Genomic DNA, 18541 nt, shown 5'->3' with positions numbered 1-18541 from the left:
CTTACTGCCGCAGCAGGCTGCGCCCGATGCCGACCTGGGGCCGTTCCCGTCCCAGTTGCTGCAGCGCCTGCCGCGCCCGCACCTGTTCTCCTGCGTCCAGCTCCACCAGCCAGTTGACCCTGGTTCCCACCCGCGTGGCGATCGGCACTCCGTCGCGATAGAGCAGGCGATTGCCGGCCACGGCAGGCACCTTGACCCCGGGCAGCAGGGTACCGACCAGATTGAGCGGATCCAGCGCCGAGACGCACACCCAGAGATCTTCCGCCGGACGCTGGCGCCACTCACGCAGGGGTGCGATGGCCGCCGGATCGGCAAATTGCTCTCCGGACAGACCGGCGATGAAGCGCCCGCCGCGGATTTCGCCGCGGGCTTCCAGGCGATGGCAGGCACGCAGGAGATCGCGCCAGGGCGGCAGGACGGCGCTTTCGCGCTCCAGCAGCTGCCAGCAGAGCACGCCATAGCGACGCAGTAGCAGCCCGACCAGCCGCTCCAGCAGCGCATCCGGCAGCCGCGCCTCGTCCGGCGCCTCGGCGGGCCGCAAGGCGACCCAGCGACCGGCATCCTCCATCCCGCCATAGAGCGCCATGCGCCCGCGGCGCGAACCGCTGCGACCACTGCCACGCTTGGCCGCCGGCTGCAGCAGGGCGCGTAGGCCGGCGAAGCTGTCGGCGTTGACCGCACCGGCCCCTACCAGCTCGCCCAGGGCCGTCTCCAGCTCGCTGCGCAGCAGGCGCGCCTCGCCGAGCAATTCATCGAAAAAGGAGGCGCCGCGGTGGGTCAGCACCTCCAGCACCCGTTGCGCCTTGGGTGACAGCACTTCGCTGCCGGCGGGCTCGGTCAGGCTGTTCCAGTCGGCCAGGTGGCGGCGCGGCAGCAGGACGATGGGCGAACCCTTGACCGGTCCGCCGCCTCCGCGCCCCGCCTGGGGCAGGCGCAACCAGACCACGCGACCGGCGCGGCAGAGGTCATCGAGGTAGGTGAACTGATAGCTCGGCAGGCGACTGGGCAGGATCTCGCCTTCCCAGCCGGCGGCGGCGACCTCGAAGCCTTCCAGCAGGCCGATCACCTGCTCCAGGCCCTCATTGCCTCTCAGGATCGCCGGACCGGTCAGATGCTGGTGCTCCAGCAGGAATCTCAGGTAGTCGGCCAGGGCCACCGGCTCGATGGCCTTGCGCAGCCGCCCCAGGGTATAGCGATGGATCCGCGCCAGCAGGTGGCGCTCGCACCATTCCCCGGCGCTGTCCGCTGCGGTGAAGCGTCCCTGCAGGACATAGCCTTCACCCTGCAGGGCCAAAAGCGCCGGTGTGAGCTGGGCCGACGGCAACCCTAGACTGGCGGCCAGTCCATCCTGGTCTACCGGACCCAGGGCGGTGAGGCGCGCGCGCAGCAGCTCCACCAAGGCCGCCTCGGCATCCGCGGGCGCTGCGAAACCCGGCGGCGCCTCGAGCGCCGGCTCGGTGGCGACGTCGGGAAACAGCGCCTGGAACAATGGCAGTCGCTCGGCCGCGATCCACAGGGTCGCGGCCGGCAGCCGCAGCCGCCCTGCCCGCCCGGCCTCGACCAGCTGGCGCGCCTGGGTCTGCCGCGGTGCGACTTCGGCCTCGGTGAGGAAGCCGACGCCCAGCAGGGCTTCGTGCAGGTCATCGGCGCTTTCCAGCCGCGGCCAGGCTTCCTCCCGCACCAGGGCGATGGCCGCCGGATCCAGGGCGCCCAGTTCGTCGGGATCGGCACCGCCGAAGCGGCGATTCTGCACCGCCAGGGTCCGCCGCTCCTCGACGGGCGCGTCGTCCAGATAGGCATAGGGCTTGGCCGTGAGCACCTCGGCGGCCAGCGGCGAAGGTCCGGGCAGGTCGCGGGTCAGCAGGGTCAGTTGGCCCGCCGTGATGCGTCCCAGCAGGGCCAGCCAACCGCGGCTGTCGAGGGATTCGTGCAGGCAATCATCGAGGGTCTGGCGGACCAGCGGGTGCTCCGGCACCTGGCGCTCGCCGGCGAGATTTTCCAGGCAGGCCACCTGATCGGGAAAGACCGTGGCCAGGAGGTCTTCGCTGCGCATGCGCTGCACCTGGGTCGCCACCTTGCGCCCGGCGCTGAAGCGCGGCAGCGCCAGGGCCGTGGTGGCGTTCCAGCGCCAGCGCACGGCGAACAGCGGGGCGTCGAGCAGCGCCTGGATCAGCACGGTCTCGGCGGTAGCCGGATGCAGATAGCGCCAGACCTCGTCGAGCACGAAGCTGTGGCTGGTGGCCAGCGAGAGGATCAGGGCGTTCTCGGTCGCCGCCGCCTGCAGCTCGACATTGAAAGTGCGACAGAATCTCTTGCGCAGGGCCAGGCCCCAGGCACGGTTGACGCGGCTGCCGAAGGGCGCATGGATGATCAGCTGCATGCCGCCGGCCTGGTCGAAGAATCTTTCCATCACCAGGGTCTGCTGGGTCGGCAAGGCGCCCAGCGCCTGGCGGGCCCGACCGATATAGTCCACCAGCTGGCGCGCTGCGCCCTCGGCCAGCGCATAGGCCGCGCCAATGCGGGCGATGGCCGGTTCCGGCGGCTCGTCGGCGCCGGGCAGCAGGGGTTCGAGGTCCGCGCGCAGCCGCGCCAGACCCGCCGACAGCTCATCGCTGCGCCCCGGCGCCTCGCCGTGCCAGAAGGGAATGTTGGGCGGCTGGCCCTTGGCATCCTCCACCCGCACCTTGCTACCTTCGATCTTGACGATGCGGTAGGCGGTGTTGCCCAGCTGGAAGACGTCGCCCACCAGGCTTTCAAAGGCGAAATCCTCGTTGACGCTGCCGACGGTATGGCCCTGGGGTTCCAGCAGCACGCTGAAATCGCCGCTTTCCGGGATGGTGCCGCCGCTCATCACGGCGGTCGCCTTGCCGCCGCGGCGGCCGCGCAGGAGTCCGTTGACCGCGTCCCGATGGACATAGGCGGCGCGCGGACCGCGGCGATCCGTATAGCCCTGACTGAGCATCTCCACCACGGCCCGGTAGTCGGCCTCGCTCAGCGCGGCATAGGGTTCGGCCTGGCGCAGCACGACCAGCAGCCCCGCTTCCGACCACTCCTGGCAGGCGACCTCGGCCACCAGTTGCTGGGCCAGGACGTCGAGCGGCGCCACGGGGATGTGCAGGGTATCCAGCTCACCGCGGCGCACGCAGTCGAGCAGCGCAACGCATTCCACCAGGTCGTCGCGCGAAGTGGGAAACAGCCGTCCCTTGGGTAGCCCGCCGACCTGGTGATTGGCGCGACCGACCCGTTGCAGGAAGGCGGCGATGGAGCCCGGCGAGCCGATCTGGCAGACCAGGTCGACCTCGCCGATGTCGATGCCCAGCTCCAGGGACGCGGTCGCCAGCAGCAACCGCAACTCGCCACGCTTGAGGCGCTGCTCGGCGTCCAGTCGCTGCTCCCTGGCCAGGCTGCCGTGGTGGGCGGCGACCTGGGCATTGCCGAGGCGATCCGAGAGCTGGCGCGCCATGCGCTCGGCCAGCCGGCGGGTGTTGACGAACACCAGAGTGGTGCGGTGCGCCTCGGCCAGTTCGGCCAGGCGGTCGTAGATCAGCTCCCAGGCCTGGGTGGACAGCAGCGCCTCCAGGGGAATGGGCGGCACCTCCAGCGCCAGGTCGCGGGCGCGCTGGTGGCCGATGTCGATGACGGTGCAGGGCCTGGGCTGCCCCTGGGCGTCGCGGCCGACCAGAAAGGCGGCCACGGCGGCCAGCGGTTTCTGGGTGGCGGACAGGCCGATGCGCTGCAGCGGATGGCCCGTGAGGGCCTCCAGACGCGCCAGACTAAGGGTCAGGTGGCTACCGCGCTTGCCATCGGCGATGGCATGGATCTCGTCGACGATGACGCCGCGCACGCTGGCCAGCATCCGTCGCCCGGAATCCGAACCCAGCAGCACATAGAGGGATTCGGGGGTGGTGACCAGCAGGTGCGGTGGTCGCCGGCGCATGGCGGCCCGCTCCTTCTGCGGGGTATCGCCGGTGCGTACCGCCGTGCGCAAGGCCAGCGGCGGCAACCCCCGCGCCTCCAGCGCCGCGCCGATGCCGGCCAGGGGTTCTTCGAGATTGAGGCGGATGTCGTTGGACAGGGCCTTGAGCGGCGACACGTAGAGCCAGAGGCAGGCCTCGGGCAGGCCACCCTCCTGCAACGCTTCCTGCACCAGGCCATCGAGTACGGCGAAGAAGGCGGTCAGCGTCTTGCCCGACCCGGTGGGCGCCGCCACCAGCACCGATTCACCGGCGCGAATGGCCGGCCAGGCCTGCAGCTGCGCCTCGGTCGGGGCGGGAAAGCGCGTCGTGAACCAGCTGCGCGGCGCGTCGTGAAAGTCCGCCAGGACGGCGGCAGGCGAATTCGAGGTCATGCGCCCAATATGGGAGGGGCCATCCGGGGCCACAACCCAAGCCGACCGGCGGCTCAGGCGATGCGATTGCGCAATTCGCCCCCCTGCAGCATGGCCTGGATATTCGCCAGCATCACCTCTTGCTGGGCCTGCTGGGCCGAGGCCGCATTGGCCGCGACATGGGGACTGAGCACCAGGTTGGGCTGCTGGCGCAGGCGCTCGGGCACCTCGGGTTCGCGGGCGAAGACATCCAGCCCGGCGCCGGCGATCACCCCCTGCTCCAGGGCGTCGGCCAGGGCATCCTCGTCGACCACGCTGCCGCGAGAGATATTGACCAGATGGCCCTCGGCGCCGAGCGCGGCCAGGACCTCGGCATCCACCGCGCCTACGGTCTCGGCGCTGGCGCGGACCGCCACCACCAGCACGTCGCTCCAGCGCGCCAGCTCCAGCAGGCTGCCGTGATAGGCATAGTCCAGCCCCTCCCGCCTTGAGCGATTGAAGTAGCCAATCTCCATGTCGAAGGCTGCGCCACGCCGGGCGATGCGCCGACCGATCTCGCCCAGGCCATAGATGCCAAGACGCCGCCCGGCCAGGCCCGGGACCTGGGGCATGCGCTCGACGGCGTTGCCCTGCCAGCGGCCGCTGCGGACGAAGGCATCGCCCTGCAGCAGGCGGCGCGCGCTGGCCAGGACCAGGCCAAAGGCGAATTCGGCTACGGCGGTGGCATTGGCATCACCCGCCGTGGTCACGGCGATACCGCGCGCGCGGCAGGCGTCCAGTTCCACGCCTTCGTAGCCGGTGCCGTAGCAGGCCACCAGCCGCAGCGCCGGCAGGGTATCCAGCAGCGCGGCGCGGGTCGGCAGGCCGCCGATGGTCAGCAGCGCCACGGCCTCCTCGGCCCCCGCGGGCAGCGCCGCGGGATCGGTCGAAGGAAAGGGCCCCAGGACCCGGTAGTGGGCTTCGAGCTGGGTCACCAGTCCCTGGGGCAATTGCGGGGCCATCAGCAGCGTCGGTTTCATTTTGTAATACTTTCCCTGAGGCAAAACCCAAGCGTCGCCAGCAGGAGCCGTGGTCGTCAACCATTCTCTTTAGGCTGCCGCTTTCGGCGGTCTTGATCCGTGCCTTCGAACCAAGGCAAGTCCTTGATCGGCTGGGAAATTCGCGCAACTTGTCGAGCCGGGCCCAGGTCCGATCGGCGTCCGCCAACCACACAGGGATTTTCGGGATGACCAGAGTTCTCCGCCAGGCCGGCACCACCTGCTGTCTTGCCTTCCTTGCCGGCAGCCTGCCGCTGACCGCCACGGCGCTGGAATTCAGCGGCTACGGGAGAGTGGGTGTCGGCGGCTCCGCCGAAGGCGGCAAGCAGAGCTGCTTCCAGCTGCCCGGCGCACCCGCCAAGTACCGCCTGGGTAACGAATGCGAGACCTACTGGGAACTCGAATTGCACCAGACCCTGTACAAGGGCGTCGATGGCACCGAACTCAAGGTGCACGGCATGGCCAGCCTCTACAACGTCTATGACCAGACCCCCACCTTCAGCGGCGACAACGGCAACGTGCGCCTGCCGCAGATCTGGACCAGTCTCAGCCTGCCGGCGCTCAATGGCGGTGGTCTCTGGGCCGGGCGTCGCTACTACAAGCGTCACGACATCCATATCAACGACTTCTACTATTGGAATCCGAGCGGCACCGGTTTCGGTGTGGAGGACTATGGCCTGGGCGACAGCGGCCTGCGGCTGAGCTACGCCTTCAGTCGCGAAGACAACATCGACCAGCCGGACAAGGCCAACCGCCACGACCTGAACCTGGGCGGCATCAAGACCAATCCCGGTGGCGAGATCGAACTGGGGCTGTCCTACATCCAGCGCGCCGGTCAGGTACAGAACGCCCACAGCGGCTGGTCGGCCACCGCCGAGCACAAACAGGCGCAATTCTTTGGCGGGGTCAACGTCTTCACCGTTCAATACGGTCGCGGGCCAGGCACCGGCCTGGGCGCCACCGGCAGCCTGACCGCCGATAGGGATTACGAGAGCCTGCGCGTGCTCGAATCGCCGCGCTGGCAGCTTACCCCGCGCTTCGGCGGCCAGTTGCTGGCGCTCTATCAGCGCGACCGCGCCCCCGGCGATGGCGGCCAGACCTGGTACTCCTTCGGCGTGCGGCCCAGCTATGCCTTCACCCGTCTGTTCAAATTGCAGGTGGAGTTCGGCCACGACCAGATCCATCCCGACAGCGGCGCCACCCGCAAGCTGAACAAGGTCACCGTGGCGCCGACCCTGACGCTGGGCGGCATGGGGCTGATGGACCGGCCGGAGATCCGCCTCTACTGGACCTACGCCAGCTGGAACCGCGGTGCCCAGGATGCTGCCGTGGCCGGTACGGCGCTGTCCGACAGCGGCGCCTTCGGCGATGCCCGTCACGGCAACAACTTCGGCGTGCAGCTGGAAACCTGGTGGTAGACAGGGGCAAGCGAGACCGCTCGTCATAACCGGGCGAACTAAACTTATGCCGCCCGGTCGGTTTCCTGACAACCAAAAGGCCGACCAGGGAGAACGCCATGAATCCTCTCGCCCGCGAGCTGCCCGCAGCGAGTGACACCGCCACCACCCTGCTCGAGCGCTTCCAGCGTGTGCGCAGGGCCAGCGAGGCGCTCTGCGCCCCGCTCACCGTCGAGGATTACGTCATCCAGAGCATGGCCGACGTCAGTCCGCCGAAATGGCACCTGGCCCACGTCACCTGGTTCTTCGAGGCCTTCATCCTCAAGCCCTTCCTCAAGGGCTACCAGACGCCCAATCCGGCCTACGACTACCTGTTCAACTCCTATTACGAGACCCACGGCAAGCCCTTTCCGCGGGCGGCCCGCGGGCACCTGTCGCGGCCGGGCGTGGACGACGTCTATCGCTTTCGCGCGGCGGTGGACACGGCCATGGCCGAGTTGCTCAGCGCGCCGCCCGCCGAACATGCCGCCGAGATCGCCCGGCGCCTGGAACTCGGTCTGCACCACGAGCAGCAGCACCAGGAATTGCTGCTCATGGACATCAAGCACATCCTGGCGCAGAACCCCCTGCATCCGGTCTATCGCGCCGACCTGGCCAAGGGCCCCAAGGCCGCGGTCGCGCCCCTGGGCTGGGAAGCCCATCCGGGCGGCGTCCGGCATGTCGGCCATGGCGGCGACGGCTTCGCCTTTGATTGCGAGACGCCGGTGCATCGGCAATTCGTGGACGACTTCCAGCTGGCCGATCGGCTGATCACCAATGGCGAATACCTGGCCTTCATCGAAGACAACGGCTACGGCCGCAGCGATCTCTGGCTGTCCGACGGCGCCGCGGCCATCCGCACCCTTGGCTGGCAGGCGCCGCTGTACTGGCAGAAGCTCGATGGCGTCTGGCACCACTTCACCCTGGGCGGCCTGACCCCGGTGGATCCAACCGCACCAGTCTGCCACCTGAGCTTCTATGAAGCCGATGCCTACGCCAGCTGGGCCGGTGCCCGGCTGCCCACCGAGGCGGAATGGGAAACCGTGGCGGCGCGCCAGCCGATCCAGGGCAACTTCGTCGACCAGGATCACCTGCAACCGGTCGCCAATGCGGACCAGGGCATGCGCCAGCTGTTCGGCGACGTCTGGGAGTGGACCGGCAGCGCCTTCCGCCCATACCCCGGCTTCAAGCCACTGCCGGGCAGCCTGGGCGAATACAACGGCAAGTTCATGTCCGGCCAGATGGTCCTGCGCGGGGGCTGCTGCGCCACGCCCCAGGACCATGTGCGTGCCACCTACCGCAACTTCTTCTATCCCACCATGCGCTGGCAGTTCTCCGGCCTGCGCCTGGCCAGAGAGGTCTGACCCATGGCCCTAGCCGTGCGCTTCTTCGATCAGCAACCGGTGACCGTCGCCGACAGCTCGCTGCGGGACGATGTGCTCCAGGGCTTCGCCCAGACCCCCAAGGCGCTGTCGCCCAAGTACTTTTACGATCAGCGCGGTTCGGAGCTGTTCGAGGCCATCACCCGGCAGCCCGAGTACTACCCCACCCGCACCGAAGAGGGCATCCTGGCCGCGGCGGCCGGTGAGATCGCCCGCCTGGCGGGGCGCGACGCCGCCCTGGTCGAACTGGGCAGCGGCGCCAGTCGCAAGGTGCGCCTGCTGCTGGAAGCCATGCACCCGGCCGGCTACCTGGGCATCGACATCTCCCGGGAATTCCTGCTCAGCAGCACCCAGCGTCTGGCGGCCGACTATCCCTGGCTGGACGTCAGCGCCGCCTGCGCCGACTTCAGCCGCCCCATGACCCTGCCCGACAGTCTCGACGGCCTGCGCCCCATCGCCTTCTTTCCCGGTTCGAGCATCGGCAACTTCACCCCGGAAGAAGCCGGCGTTTTCCTGCGCAATCTGCACCGGATGCTGCCGACGACCGGTGGCCTGCTGATCGGCGTGGACCTGATCAAGGACAGGGCGCGGCTGGATGCGGCCTACAACGATGCCGCGGGAGTGACCGCCGACTTCAATCTCAACCTGCTCGAACGCATCCGCCGCGAGCTGGACACCGATCTGGATCCGCAGCGCTTCCGCCACCTGGCCTTCTTCAACGAAGAACAGGCGCGCATCGAGATGCACCTGGTCAGTACCCGCGACCAGACGGTACGTCTCGAAGGCCGCCGCTTCACCTTCCGCGAAGGCGAGCGGCTGCATACCGAGAATTCCTACAAGTACAGCCTGGCGAGCTTTCGTGCATTGGCCGAAGACGCCGGTTTCAGACAGGTGCGGGTGTGGACCGACCCCGAGGGGCTGTTCGCCGTTTTCTACTTCGCGGCCTGATCCTTTCGACAGATAAATGACAACCGGTAGACTGTGAGGCGGGTAGTGAGGGAACTCTCGACCCCATCACGCTCTAAGTAGCAATCTGCTACTACAGCGCACCGAGACGTTGCTATGGAGCCCGCTCCACTCACTGCGGCCAACGAACGCCAGCGTCTTGCACTGCTGCGCGATCTTGCCCTGATCGACCGCCCTGCCGACCGTGCCTTCCAGGATCTCACCGATCTCTGCGCCCGGTTGTTCGATGTCCCCTATGCAATGATCTGCTTTCTTGACGGCCAGCAGGTCCATTGTCGAGCCACCGTAGGCTGCGCGCCTTTCACCGTGCCGCGCGGCCAGTCGTTCTGCCAGCACCTGCAGGAAACCAATTTGCCGCTGCAGGTGGAAGACGCCCGCAACGATGCCCGCTTCGTCGACCTCCAGGTGGTGAGGGGTGCACCGAACATCCGCTATTACCTGGGCGCGCCGCTGCGCACCGCCGAAGGGCTGATGCTCGGCAGTCTCTGCCTGTTCGATGCCGCTCCCCGCGCCGCCCTGCCCCAGGATCGGCTGGTGGCGCTGCAGCAACTGGCGGCCCTGGCCAGCCAGCACATCGAATTGCTGCGCACCGAAGCCTTCTGGGATCCGGTCACGCAGCTGCCCAATGGTCAGCGCTTCAGCGAGGATGCCGAAGCCCTGGCCCGGGCCGGTACCTCGGTGGTGGCGGTGGCGGCCGATCTGTTCGCCCAGAGCTATCTCAACGACTTCATCAAGGCCATGGGCCAGGCGCATTTCGATGGCCTGCAACGGGCCATCAAGCAGCACCTGCGCCGCCTGCTACCGGCTGAACAACCGCTGTATCGCCTCGGACCGGCCCGCTTCGGCTTTCTGCTGCACGACGCCGACGAGGCCGCGCAGCGGGCGCTGCTCGAGCGCCTGCAGCAGGAATTGACCGGGGTGCTCGACTACAATGGCATTCCCATCCAGACCCGGCTGGGCCTGGGGGTGATGTCCCTGACCGACGACCATCCCACCGACTGGCTGCGTGCCCTGATCGCCACAGCCGACGATGCCCGCGCCGAAATGCGCGGCTGCCGGTATTTCGATCCGCAGCATGACGCCGCCTACCGCCGCGCCTTCGCCCTGCTCAGCGCCCTGCCCCAGGCACTGCGCGCCGAGGACCAGTTGAGCCTGGTCTATCAGCCGCGCATCGATCTGGCCACCGGTCGCTGCCACAGCGTCGAGGCGCTGTTGCGCTGGCAGCATCCGCACCTGGGCCCGGTCAGTCCGGCGGAATTCATTCCGCTGGCGGAAAAGACCGCGCTGATCACCGCGCTGAGTCGCTGGGTCATGCAGCAGGCCATCAGCCAGGCTTATGCCTGGCAACGCGAGGGCCGGGGCCTGGGGGTGGCGATCAACATCTCCGCCCATGACCTGAACGATCCGGACTTCACCGAGCATACCACCGACCTGCTGCAGCGCTATCCGGTCGACCCCCGGCGCCTGGAGCTGGAGGTCACCGAAAATGCGCTGCTGGGTGACGTGGCGCTGATCCATCGGCAGCTGGCCGCCCTGCGCGAGCTGGGCATCGGCATCGCCATCGACGACTTCGGGACCGGCTACAACAACCTCTCGCACCTGCGCGAGTTGCCGGCCGACACCATCAAGATCGACCGCAGCTTCGTCCGCGAGCTGACCCACCGCACCAAGGACCGGCTGATCGTCAGCTCGCTGATCGAACTGTCCCATCAACTGGGCTTTCGCATCACCGCCGAGGGTATCGAGACCGCCGAGGCCCTGGCCAGCCTGCTGGCCATGGGCTGCGACGAAGGCCAGGGCTTCTGGATCGGCAAGCCCATGCCCGAACCGGAATTGCAGGCCTGGTTGCTGATCCAGCAACCGGATCTGCAACGACGCCCTACGCGGCGTGCGCCGGTCTTCCAGCTGTTCGACAACGCCGCCAAGCACTGAGGCGCCCTGCCCCGCGGCCTAGCCGCGGGTTGGCGCCTCAGGCCCGCCGCGAGATCACTCCTGGGTGCGCTTGCGCGGCGGCGCGAAGCCGTCGGCCGAGCTCGGCACCAGGGCGCCGGGACGGCGTTCGGACTTGGGTTTGGCCTTGCCCTTGGCCTTGCCGTCCTTCTTGCCCTCGGTCTTTTTCTTCTTCACGCCCGCCGCCTTGCCCGAAGCCTTGAGCTTTTTCGGACCGCTGTAGCTGGCCTTGAGACCCGGCAGGTGACGACGCTCGAATCTCAGCTTGAGATAGCGCTCGATGCTGGACATCAGATTCCAGTCGCCATGGGTGACGAAGGAAATCGCCAGACCGGCCTCGCCGGCGCGCCCGGTGCGGCCGATGCGGTGGACGTATTCGTCGCCACTGCGCGGCAGGTCGTAGTTGATCACCAGGTCCAGGCCGTCCACGTCCAGGCCGCGGGCGGCCACGTCGGTGGCGATCAGCACCTTGACCGCGCCGCTCTGCAGCCGCTCCACGGCCAGCTTGCGGTCCTTGGTGTCCTTGTCGCCGTGCAGCACGAAGACCTTGAGGCCCTCGGCCACCAGGCGACCGGTCAGGCGATCGGCCTGCACCTTGGTGTTGGTGAAGACGATGGCCTTGCGATAGGTCTCGTTGGCCAGCAGCCACTGCAGCAGGCGCTCCTTGTGCGGCGGCTCGTCGGCCAGGATCACCTGCTGCACCACGGCTTCGTTGAGTTCGCCGGTGCGGTCCAGCATGAGATTCTGCGGCTCGCGCAGGACCTGCTCGACCACCTGACGCAGGCTGTTGCCCCCGCTGGTGGCGGAGAACAGCAGGGTCTGGCGGCCTTCGCGCTCGCAGCTGGCGGCGATCTGCAGCACGTCCTCGGAGAAGCCCATGTCGAGCATGCGGTCGGCTTCGTCCAGCACCAGCATCTCGATGTCCCTGAGATCCACGTTGCCGGCGTTGCGCTGCTCCAGCAGGCGACCGGGGGTGGCCACCAGGATCTCGGGATTCTTGCGCAGGCCGGCGGCCTGGACGCGGAAGTCCTCGCCGCCGATCACCAGGCCGGCCTTGAGAAAGGTGAACTGGCCGAAGCGTTCGATTTCCTTGGCGGTCTGCTGGGCCAGCTCGCGGGTCGGCAGCAGGATCAGGGCGCGGGCACCGGAACGCGGCTTGGGATCCTTGAGCAGTCGATCCAGCAGCGGCAGCAGGAAGGCCGCGGTCTTGCCGCTGCCGGTACGGGCGGTGACGCGCAGGTCATGGCCCTCCAGGGCCGGACCCACGGCAGCGGCCTGGACCGGGGTGGGCGTCTTGAAGCCCAGGGTGTCGAGGGCCTTGAGCAGGCGCTCGTGCAGAGCGAGTTCGGTAAACACGGGTAGACCTCGGTAAAGAAAGGCGGCCGCCACCGGCGACCGCAGGTGATCAGGGGACCAGACGGCTGCGGAACAGCGCCTGGTGCTCGCGGCACTGGGCGGCGGCGAGCAGGAAGACGCCATGGCCGCCGCGCTCGAATTCGAGCCAGGTGAAATCGACTTCCGGATAGAGCGCCTCGACGTGGACCTGGCTGTTGCCCACCTCCACGACCAGGATGCCCTGCTCGGTGAGGTGATCGGCCGCTTCGGCCAGCATCCGTCGCACCAGATCCAGGCCGTCGTCACCACAGGCCAGGCCCAGGGCCGGTTCGTGCTGGTACTCGGCCGGCATGTCGGCGAAGTCCTCGGCATCCACGTAGGGCGGATTGCTGACGATCAGGTCGAAGCGCTGCCCCGGCAGGCCGGCGAAGCCGTCGCCCTGCACGGTATAGACGCGCTCCTCCAGGCCGTGGCGCTCGATGTTATGCCAGGCCACTTCCAGGGCGTCGTAGGACAGATCGCCCAGGGCCACCTCGGCCTCGGGGAAGGCATAGGCGCAGGCGATGCCGATGCAGCCCGAGCCGGTGCAGAGATCGAGGATGCGCGCTGGCGTGGCCGGCAGCCAGGGGGCGAATTGCGCTTCGATCAGCTCGCCGATGGGCGAACGCGGCACCAGCACCCGCTCGTCGACGGTGAACGGCAGACCGCAGAACCAGGCTTCGCCGAGCAGATAGGCGGTCGGCACGCGCTCCTGGATGCGCCTGTGCAAGAGCACCCCGAGTTCGTAGCGCTCGTCGTCTTCCAGGGCGCAGTCCAGGTAGCGGTCGGCGGTGTCCCAGGGCAGGTGCACGGCGCCCAGCACCAGGGCGCGGGCCTCGTCCCAGGCGTTGTCGTGGCCATGGCCGAAGAACAGCTCTTCGGCATGGAAGCGGCTGACGGCCCAGCGGATGTGGTCGCGCAAGGTGCGCAGGCGGGATTCGCTCATGAAAGGCTCCGGATGATCAGCCGCGCATTCTAACCCGCGCCCGGTCCGGCTGCAGGAACTTAACGCCGGACCCCTTCTTCCTAACCTAGGCTTGTTTGAAAAGTCGCCGAGCGAAGGTCAGGCAAGGCAAAAATCCGTGAGGAAGCGGAGTTTACGAGTGGTAAATGAGCATTCCGAACGGTTTTTTAACGCAGCATGGCCGAGCGCAGGCACTTTTCGGACAAAGCCTAAAGGTCCAGTTAGGAGAACGTCATGAGCAAGACCGTAGCCGACCATCTCTGGGAGCGCCTCGGGCAGTGGAACGTCGAGCGCGTCTTCGGTTATCCCGGCGATGGCATCAACGGCATCATGGGTGCCCTGGGGCGGGTGGCCGAGCAGTTCGACTATGTGCGGGTGCGCCACGAGGAGATGGCCGCCTTCATGGCCTGCGCCCATGCCAAGTTCACCGGCGAGGTGGGCGTCTGCCTGGCCACTTCCGGGCCCGGGGCCATCCACCTGCTCAACGGCCTGTACGATGCCAAGATGGACCATATGCCGGTGGTCGCCCTGGTCGGCCAGCAGGCCGCCTCGTCGCTCGGCAGCGACTACCAGCAGGAAGTCGACCTGCACACCCTGTTCAAGGACGTTTCCGCCTACGTGGAGACGGTGGTGCATCCGGCGCAACTGCGCCATGTCATCGACCGCGCCTTTCGCGTGGCCATCGCCGAGCGCCAGGTGGCCACGGTGATCATTCCCAACGACATCCAGCAGTTGCCGGCGGTGGAAAGCCCGCCGCACCAGCACGCCAATGTCCTTTCCGGGGCCGGTGCCATCCCGCCACGGCCCTATGCCCAGGAAGACGACCTGCAGGCCGCCGCCGACATCCTCAATGCCGGCAAGAAGGTGGCCCTGCTGGTGGGCGCCGGTGCCCTGCAGGCGCGCAGCGAGGTGATGGCGGTGGCCGAGAAGCTCAGCGCCGGGGTCGCCAAGGCGCTGCTGGGCAAGGGTGTGGTCTCCGACGAACTGCCCTATGTCACCGGCTCCATCGGCCTGCTCGGCACCGAGGCCAGCGATCTGCTGATGAAGGAATGCGACACCCTGCTGATCGTCGGCTCGACCTTTCCCTATACCGAATTCCTGCCCAAGGAAGGCCAGGCGCGGGCGGTGCAGATCGACCTGCATGCGCGCAACATCAGCATGAGGTATCCCATCGAGCAGCCGCTGCTGGGCGATGCCGCCGAGACCCTGAGGCGCCTGCTGCCGCTGCTGCAGAGCAAGCCCCACGACAAATGGCGCGCGCGCATCGAGAAGAGCGTGGCCGACTCCTGGCATTCCATCGAGCAGCGCGCCCTGGCGCCCGCCGATCCGATCAATCCGCAGCGGGTGTTCCATGAGCTGTCCCAGCAACTGCCGCGTGACGCCATCCTCTGCGGCGACAGCGGCTCCCACACCAACTGGTATGCCCGCGACATCCGCATGAGCGGGCAGATGCTGGGGTCGCTGTCGGGCAAGCTGGCGACCATGGGCTGTGGCATTCCCTATGCGATCGCGGCCAAGTTCGCCCATCCGGATCGTCCGGTGATCGCCCTGGTGGGCGACGGCGCCATGCAGATGAACGGCAATGCCGAACTGGTCACCCTGCAGCAGTACTGGAAAAGATTCAGTAACCCGACCTTTATCGTCATGGTGCTCAACAACGGCGATCTCAACCAGGTGACCTGGGAGCAACGCGCCCTGGCCGGTGATCCCAAGTTCGCCCCAGCCCAGGACGTTCTGGACTTCCCCTATGCCCGTTATGGCGAATTGCTCGGCTTCAAGGGCCTGCGCATCCATCGTCCGGACGAGGTGGCCGATGCCTGGCAGCAGGCCTTCGAAGCGGATCGCCCAGTGGTGCTGGAGTTCGTCACCGACCCCAGTGTGCCGCCGTTGCCGCCGCACATCAGCTTCGAGCAGGCGCGGGCCTTCCTCGGCGCCATCGCCAGTGGTGATCCGAATCGCTGGGACATGCTCAAGCAGGGGGCCCGACAGCTGCTGCGCTAGCCCGCGCCTCTCAGGCTCGCCAAGGACCGCCGAGGCGTATAACCTCGGCGGCCTTACAGCGCCTGGGGTATGAGCATGCAGTTGCCCGAGCAAGACCGTTTCGATCCGCCGCCGCTGCGCCTGCGGCGGCCCTTTCTAACCTCCCTCGCCGCCGGCCTCGGCACCCTCTCGGTGCTGACGGGTTTGGCCGCGCTGCTGGCAGGCGGTGCCGCACTGCTGCAGCTGCCGCAGTTGGCGCCCTATCTGACGATGGCCCGCGAGACCGCCCAGGGCTTTCTGGGCGGCGGTGCGCTGCTGTTGCTGGTTGGGCTCTGGTTGCGCCGCCGCAGCCAGCGGCGCTGGCGCTATCGCAATGCCTTGAGCCTCTCGCCCGAGCTCAAGCGGCGGCGCTAGCTAGCGCTGCCGCAGGCGTGCCAGGCCACCGCCCAGCAGGCCGGTAAGGCAACCCAGCACCAGGCCGCCGACATGGGCGCCATTGGCGATGGAGCCGAAGCCGAGCAGGTCGAAGACGCCGGTCAGGCAGATCACCAGCCAGATCAGCATCATGGCCACCACGCCGCGCGGCATGCGATAGGCCGGATTGGGCGCCAGCCACTGGAACAGCCAGCAGTGGCCGAGCAGGCCATAGAGCACCCCGGACAGGCCGCCGAACAGGGTCGGGCCGGTCCAGGCGTACTGCACCAGGTTGGAGCCGGCGGCGAACACCAGGGTCAGGAGCAGCAGCATCAGGCCGCCCTGGCGGAATTCGATGCGCCGACCCAGCTCCCAGTACCAGAGGGCGTTCATCGCCAGGTGCAGCAGACCGAAGTGCAGGAAGATCGGAGTGACCAGCCGCCACCATTCGCCACGGGCCAGGCTGGCGTCGAGATCGAGGAAGGCGATGTGCTCGGCGTCGATCAGGCGGAATTCCTGCAGCGTCAGGTAGTGGATCAGCGCCAGGTTGTCGCCCAGTTCGGTGGCCAGGCCCAGCAGCAGGGTGATGGCGAGAAAGACGGCGCTGACCGGACTGGCCTTGAGTTGCGCCAGCAGGCCGAAGCCGCGGGGTCCGCGGGCGGCCTGGACCTCGCCGCGCGGATCGCCGTCGGGATAGCGCTCATAGAGGCTGCGGGTCTCTTCGACCCGCGCCGGATCCAGCACCCAGAGCACCTGGCTGTCGCCCTCTTCCACCACCCGGTGGCGGATCTGCAGGCGCCGCAGCAGGCGGGTGAAGCCAAGCAGGTCACGGCCCAGGGGCACGCGCAGCACGGGTTGCGGCTGGTTCATCGCCCCTCCTCGCGCTGGACGTCGATCCAGACGAACTTGGCCGGATCGATCTGGCGTTCGTCGTCGAGGCGGTAGGCCACCAGCTTGCCGTACTTGACCGCGCTGTAGTCCAGGCAGGCCAGGTTGGGCCGCAGCGGTTCGGGATGGCCGTCACGCCAGTAGTGACCGACGAACAGCATCGGCTCGTCCTCGCCGTAGCAGAGCAGCCCGGCCTTTTCCTCGTCGCTCAGGGGTTCGCAGGCGATTTCCGCCGGCAGCGCATCCGGCTGGAAGACCACGTCGCCATAGGTCTGGGGATCGCTTTCCCAGAACTTGGTGCGAAAGCGCGCCCGCACATAGCCGTCGCTGCCGGTGAGGCGCAGGCCGTGGGGCAAGGGCAGCGAGACGCCGTTGAGCAGGCGCGAGGCGACCCGGCTGGCGAGGCTGCCACCGACGATGGACTGGCGGACGAAGTCCTCGTCGATGCAGGCGTCCGGATAGTGGTGGAGGAGTTCGTCGATCAGCCGCTGATCCCAGCAGGCATGCACGATGCGGAAGTGACCGAAGTCCTTGCACAGCGGCAGGGTGTAGAGCCAGTCCAGGTGGTCCTGCCACTCGCCGGGATGATCGGCGAAGGCGGCCAGGGTCTCCTGGATCAGCTGGCGATGACGGGGGGTGTGTTCGCGCACCCAGGTCTGGCCGGTGCCGGGGAGCGCCGGGGTGTGCCAGGCCAGGGCATTGAGTTCGTGATTGCCGAGGATGCAGTGGGCATGGCCACCCTCGACCATGGCGCGCACCCGACGCAGGGCGCCGCGGATGCGCGGGCCGCGATCGACCAGGTCACCGAGAAAGATCGCCTGGCGTTCGGGATGCTGCCAGACGCCGTCCACCTGTTGATAGTCGAGGCGCTCCAGCAGCAGGTCCAGGGTATGGGCGCAGCCGTGGATGTCGCCGATCAGATCGTAGCCGCAGGGCATCAATCGTCTCCCAGGCGACTGCCCCAGCCGAGCTTGGTCCGGCAGATCTCGTAGTAGTTGTGATCCAGCGGGTGGATCAGCCTGAGCTTGTGGGGCTTCTTCTGAATGGTCACGGTATCGCCGGGTGCGCAGGTGAAATGATTCTGGCCATCACATGAGACCTGCGGATAGATCGTCATGTTCGGCGACACCAGGATCGACAGGGTGCTGTCGCCGGAGACCACGATGGGCCGGCTGGACAGGGTGTGGGGATACATGGGCACCACCACAATGGCATCCAGCTTGGGATGCATGATGGGACCGCCCGCCGACAGCGAGTAGGCGGTGGAACCGGTGGGGGTGGCGACGATCAGGCCGTCGGCGCGCTGGCTGCAGACGAACTGGCCGTCGATGTACAACTCGAATTCGATCATCCGGGTGGATTTGCCCGGGTGCAGCACCACGTCGTTGAGGGCATCGCCCTGGCCGATCATCTCGCCGCCGCGTTCGACGAAGGCATCCAGCAGGAAGCGCGTCTCCATCAGGTACTGGCCGTCGAGCACCTCGGCGACCTTGGTCTCCAGCTCGTCGGGGCGGATGTCGGTGAGAAAACCCAGCTTGCCGCGGTTGATCCCCAGCACCGGAACCCGCGGGCGCACCAGGGCGCGGGCGGCGCCGAGCAGGCTGCCGTCGCCACCGACCACGATCACCAGGTCGCAGATCTCGCCCATGAGCTTGCGCGACACCGTCTGCAGGCCGTGGCCAGGCAGGACTTCGGCGATGGTGTTTTCCAGGATGACGTTGCGCCCGCGTTGCAGCAGAAAGGTCTTGAGCCGGCGGATGGTGTCCAGCACCTGGGTGCTGCCGAGTCGACCGATGATGCCGATGTTACGAAAGGAGTCCATG

At 67.8% G+C, this 18541-nt stretch carries 13 protein-coding genes; 6 read left to right on the top strand and 7 right to left on the bottom strand.

Features of this window, described 5'->3' with window-relative positions; translation table 11 throughout:
- Position 1: 1 nt before the first annotated feature.
- A complete protein-coding gene (locus tag ACZ5R1_RS08850) occupies positions 2-4348 on the bottom strand; it encodes a DEAD/DEAH box helicase (protein ID WP_464713046.1) in 4347 nt (1448 codons plus the stop codon).
- A 53-nt stretch (positions 4349-4401) separates the two neighbouring features.
- Positions 4402-5346, bottom strand: a complete 945-nt coding sequence (locus ACZ5R1_RS08845) for a 2-hydroxyacid dehydrogenase (protein ID WP_464713045.1) — start codon at positions 5344-5346, stop codon at positions 4402-4404.
- A 206-nt stretch (positions 5347-5552) separates the two neighbouring features.
- Here ACZ5R1_RS08845 and ACZ5R1_RS08840 point away from each other — a divergent pair, with 206 nt between their 5' ends.
- The 4 genes from ACZ5R1_RS08840 (at position 5553) to ACZ5R1_RS08825 (ending at position 11080) form a co-directional block, all read left to right on the top strand.
- A complete protein-coding gene (locus ACZ5R1_RS08840) occupies positions 5553-6782 on the top strand; it encodes a carbohydrate porin (RefSeq protein WP_464713044.1) in 1230 nt (409 codons plus the stop codon).
- 98 nt (positions 6783-6880) lie between these two features.
- Complete coding sequence (egtB, locus tag ACZ5R1_RS08835; RefSeq protein WP_042133447.1) at positions 6881-8164, top strand: ergothioneine biosynthesis protein EgtB; 1284 nt, start codon at positions 6881-6883, stop codon at positions 8162-8164.
- Between the two features lie 3 nt (positions 8165-8167).
- Positions 8168-9130 carry an L-histidine N(alpha)-methyltransferase gene (gene egtD, locus ACZ5R1_RS08830; RefSeq protein ID WP_074583102.1) on the top strand — a complete coding sequence of 321 codons (963 nt, stop codon included), beginning with the start codon at positions 8168-8170 and terminating at the stop codon, positions 9128-9130.
- A gap of 114 nt (positions 9131-9244) precedes the next feature.
- Positions 9245-11080: a putative bifunctional diguanylate cyclase/phosphodiesterase gene (locus tag ACZ5R1_RS08825; RefSeq protein ID WP_464713043.1), complete on the top strand. Its 1836-nt coding sequence runs from the start codon at positions 9245-9247 to the stop codon at positions 11078-11080.
- 54 nt (positions 11081-11134) lie between these two features.
- Here ACZ5R1_RS08825 and ACZ5R1_RS08820 read toward each other — a convergent pair whose 3' ends face one another.
- Positions 11135-12454 (bottom strand): DEAD/DEAH box helicase, encoded by a 1320-nt coding sequence (locus ACZ5R1_RS08820; protein ID WP_464713042.1) that lies wholly within the window; start codon positions 12452-12454, stop codon positions 11135-11137.
- A 49-nt stretch (positions 12455-12503) separates the two neighbouring features.
- Positions 12504-13418, bottom strand: coding sequence for a 50S ribosomal protein L3 N(5)-glutamine methyltransferase (prmB, locus tag ACZ5R1_RS08815; protein WP_464713041.1), 915 nt, complete (start codon positions 13416-13418; stop codon positions 12504-12506).
- A gap of 252 nt (positions 13419-13670) precedes the next feature.
- Between prmB and ACZ5R1_RS08810 the strand changes: the two genes are divergently transcribed.
- Both ACZ5R1_RS08810 and ACZ5R1_RS08805 read left to right on the top strand, forming a co-directional pair.
- The gene (locus ACZ5R1_RS08810) at positions 13671-15437 is read left to right on the top strand and encodes a thiamine pyrophosphate-requiring protein (RefSeq protein ID WP_150338928.1); all 1767 of its coding nucleotides are present in this window, start codon (positions 13671-13673) and stop codon (positions 15435-15437) included.
- Between the two features lie 75 nt (positions 15438-15512).
- On the top strand, positions 15513-15830 hold the full coding sequence (locus ACZ5R1_RS08805; protein ID WP_244898813.1) for a hypothetical protein: 318 nt from the start codon (positions 15513-15515) through the stop codon (positions 15828-15830).
- Here ACZ5R1_RS08805 and ACZ5R1_RS08800 read toward each other — a convergent pair whose 3' ends face one another.
- The 3 genes from ACZ5R1_RS08800 to ACZ5R1_RS08790 are packed head-to-tail and all read right to left on the bottom strand — an operon-like array spanning position 15831 to position 18540.
- Positions 15831-16700: a rhomboid family intramembrane serine protease gene (locus tag ACZ5R1_RS08800; RefSeq protein ID WP_464713040.1), complete on the bottom strand. Its 870-nt coding sequence runs from the start codon at positions 16698-16700 to the stop codon at positions 15831-15833.
- The gene (locus ACZ5R1_RS08795) at positions 16697-17656 is read right to left on the bottom strand and encodes a metallophosphoesterase (protein WP_027601911.1); all 960 of its coding nucleotides are present in this window, start codon (positions 17654-17656) and stop codon (positions 16697-16699) included. Before ACZ5R1_RS08795 ends, ACZ5R1_RS08800 begins: the two co-directional genes overlap by 4 nt.
- On the bottom strand, positions 17656-18540 hold the full coding sequence (locus tag ACZ5R1_RS08790) for an NAD(+) kinase (protein WP_007158929.1): 885 nt from the start codon (positions 18538-18540) through the stop codon (positions 17656-17658). The genes ACZ5R1_RS08795 and ACZ5R1_RS08790 overlap by 1 nt, the downstream gene beginning before the upstream one ends.
- Position 18541 lies beyond the last annotated feature (1 nt).

Source organism: Pseudomonas sp. Pso3 (assembly GCF_055393275.1).
Note: the sequence above shows the minus strand (reverse complement) of the source record. Positions and strands in the feature narration are given on the sequence as shown.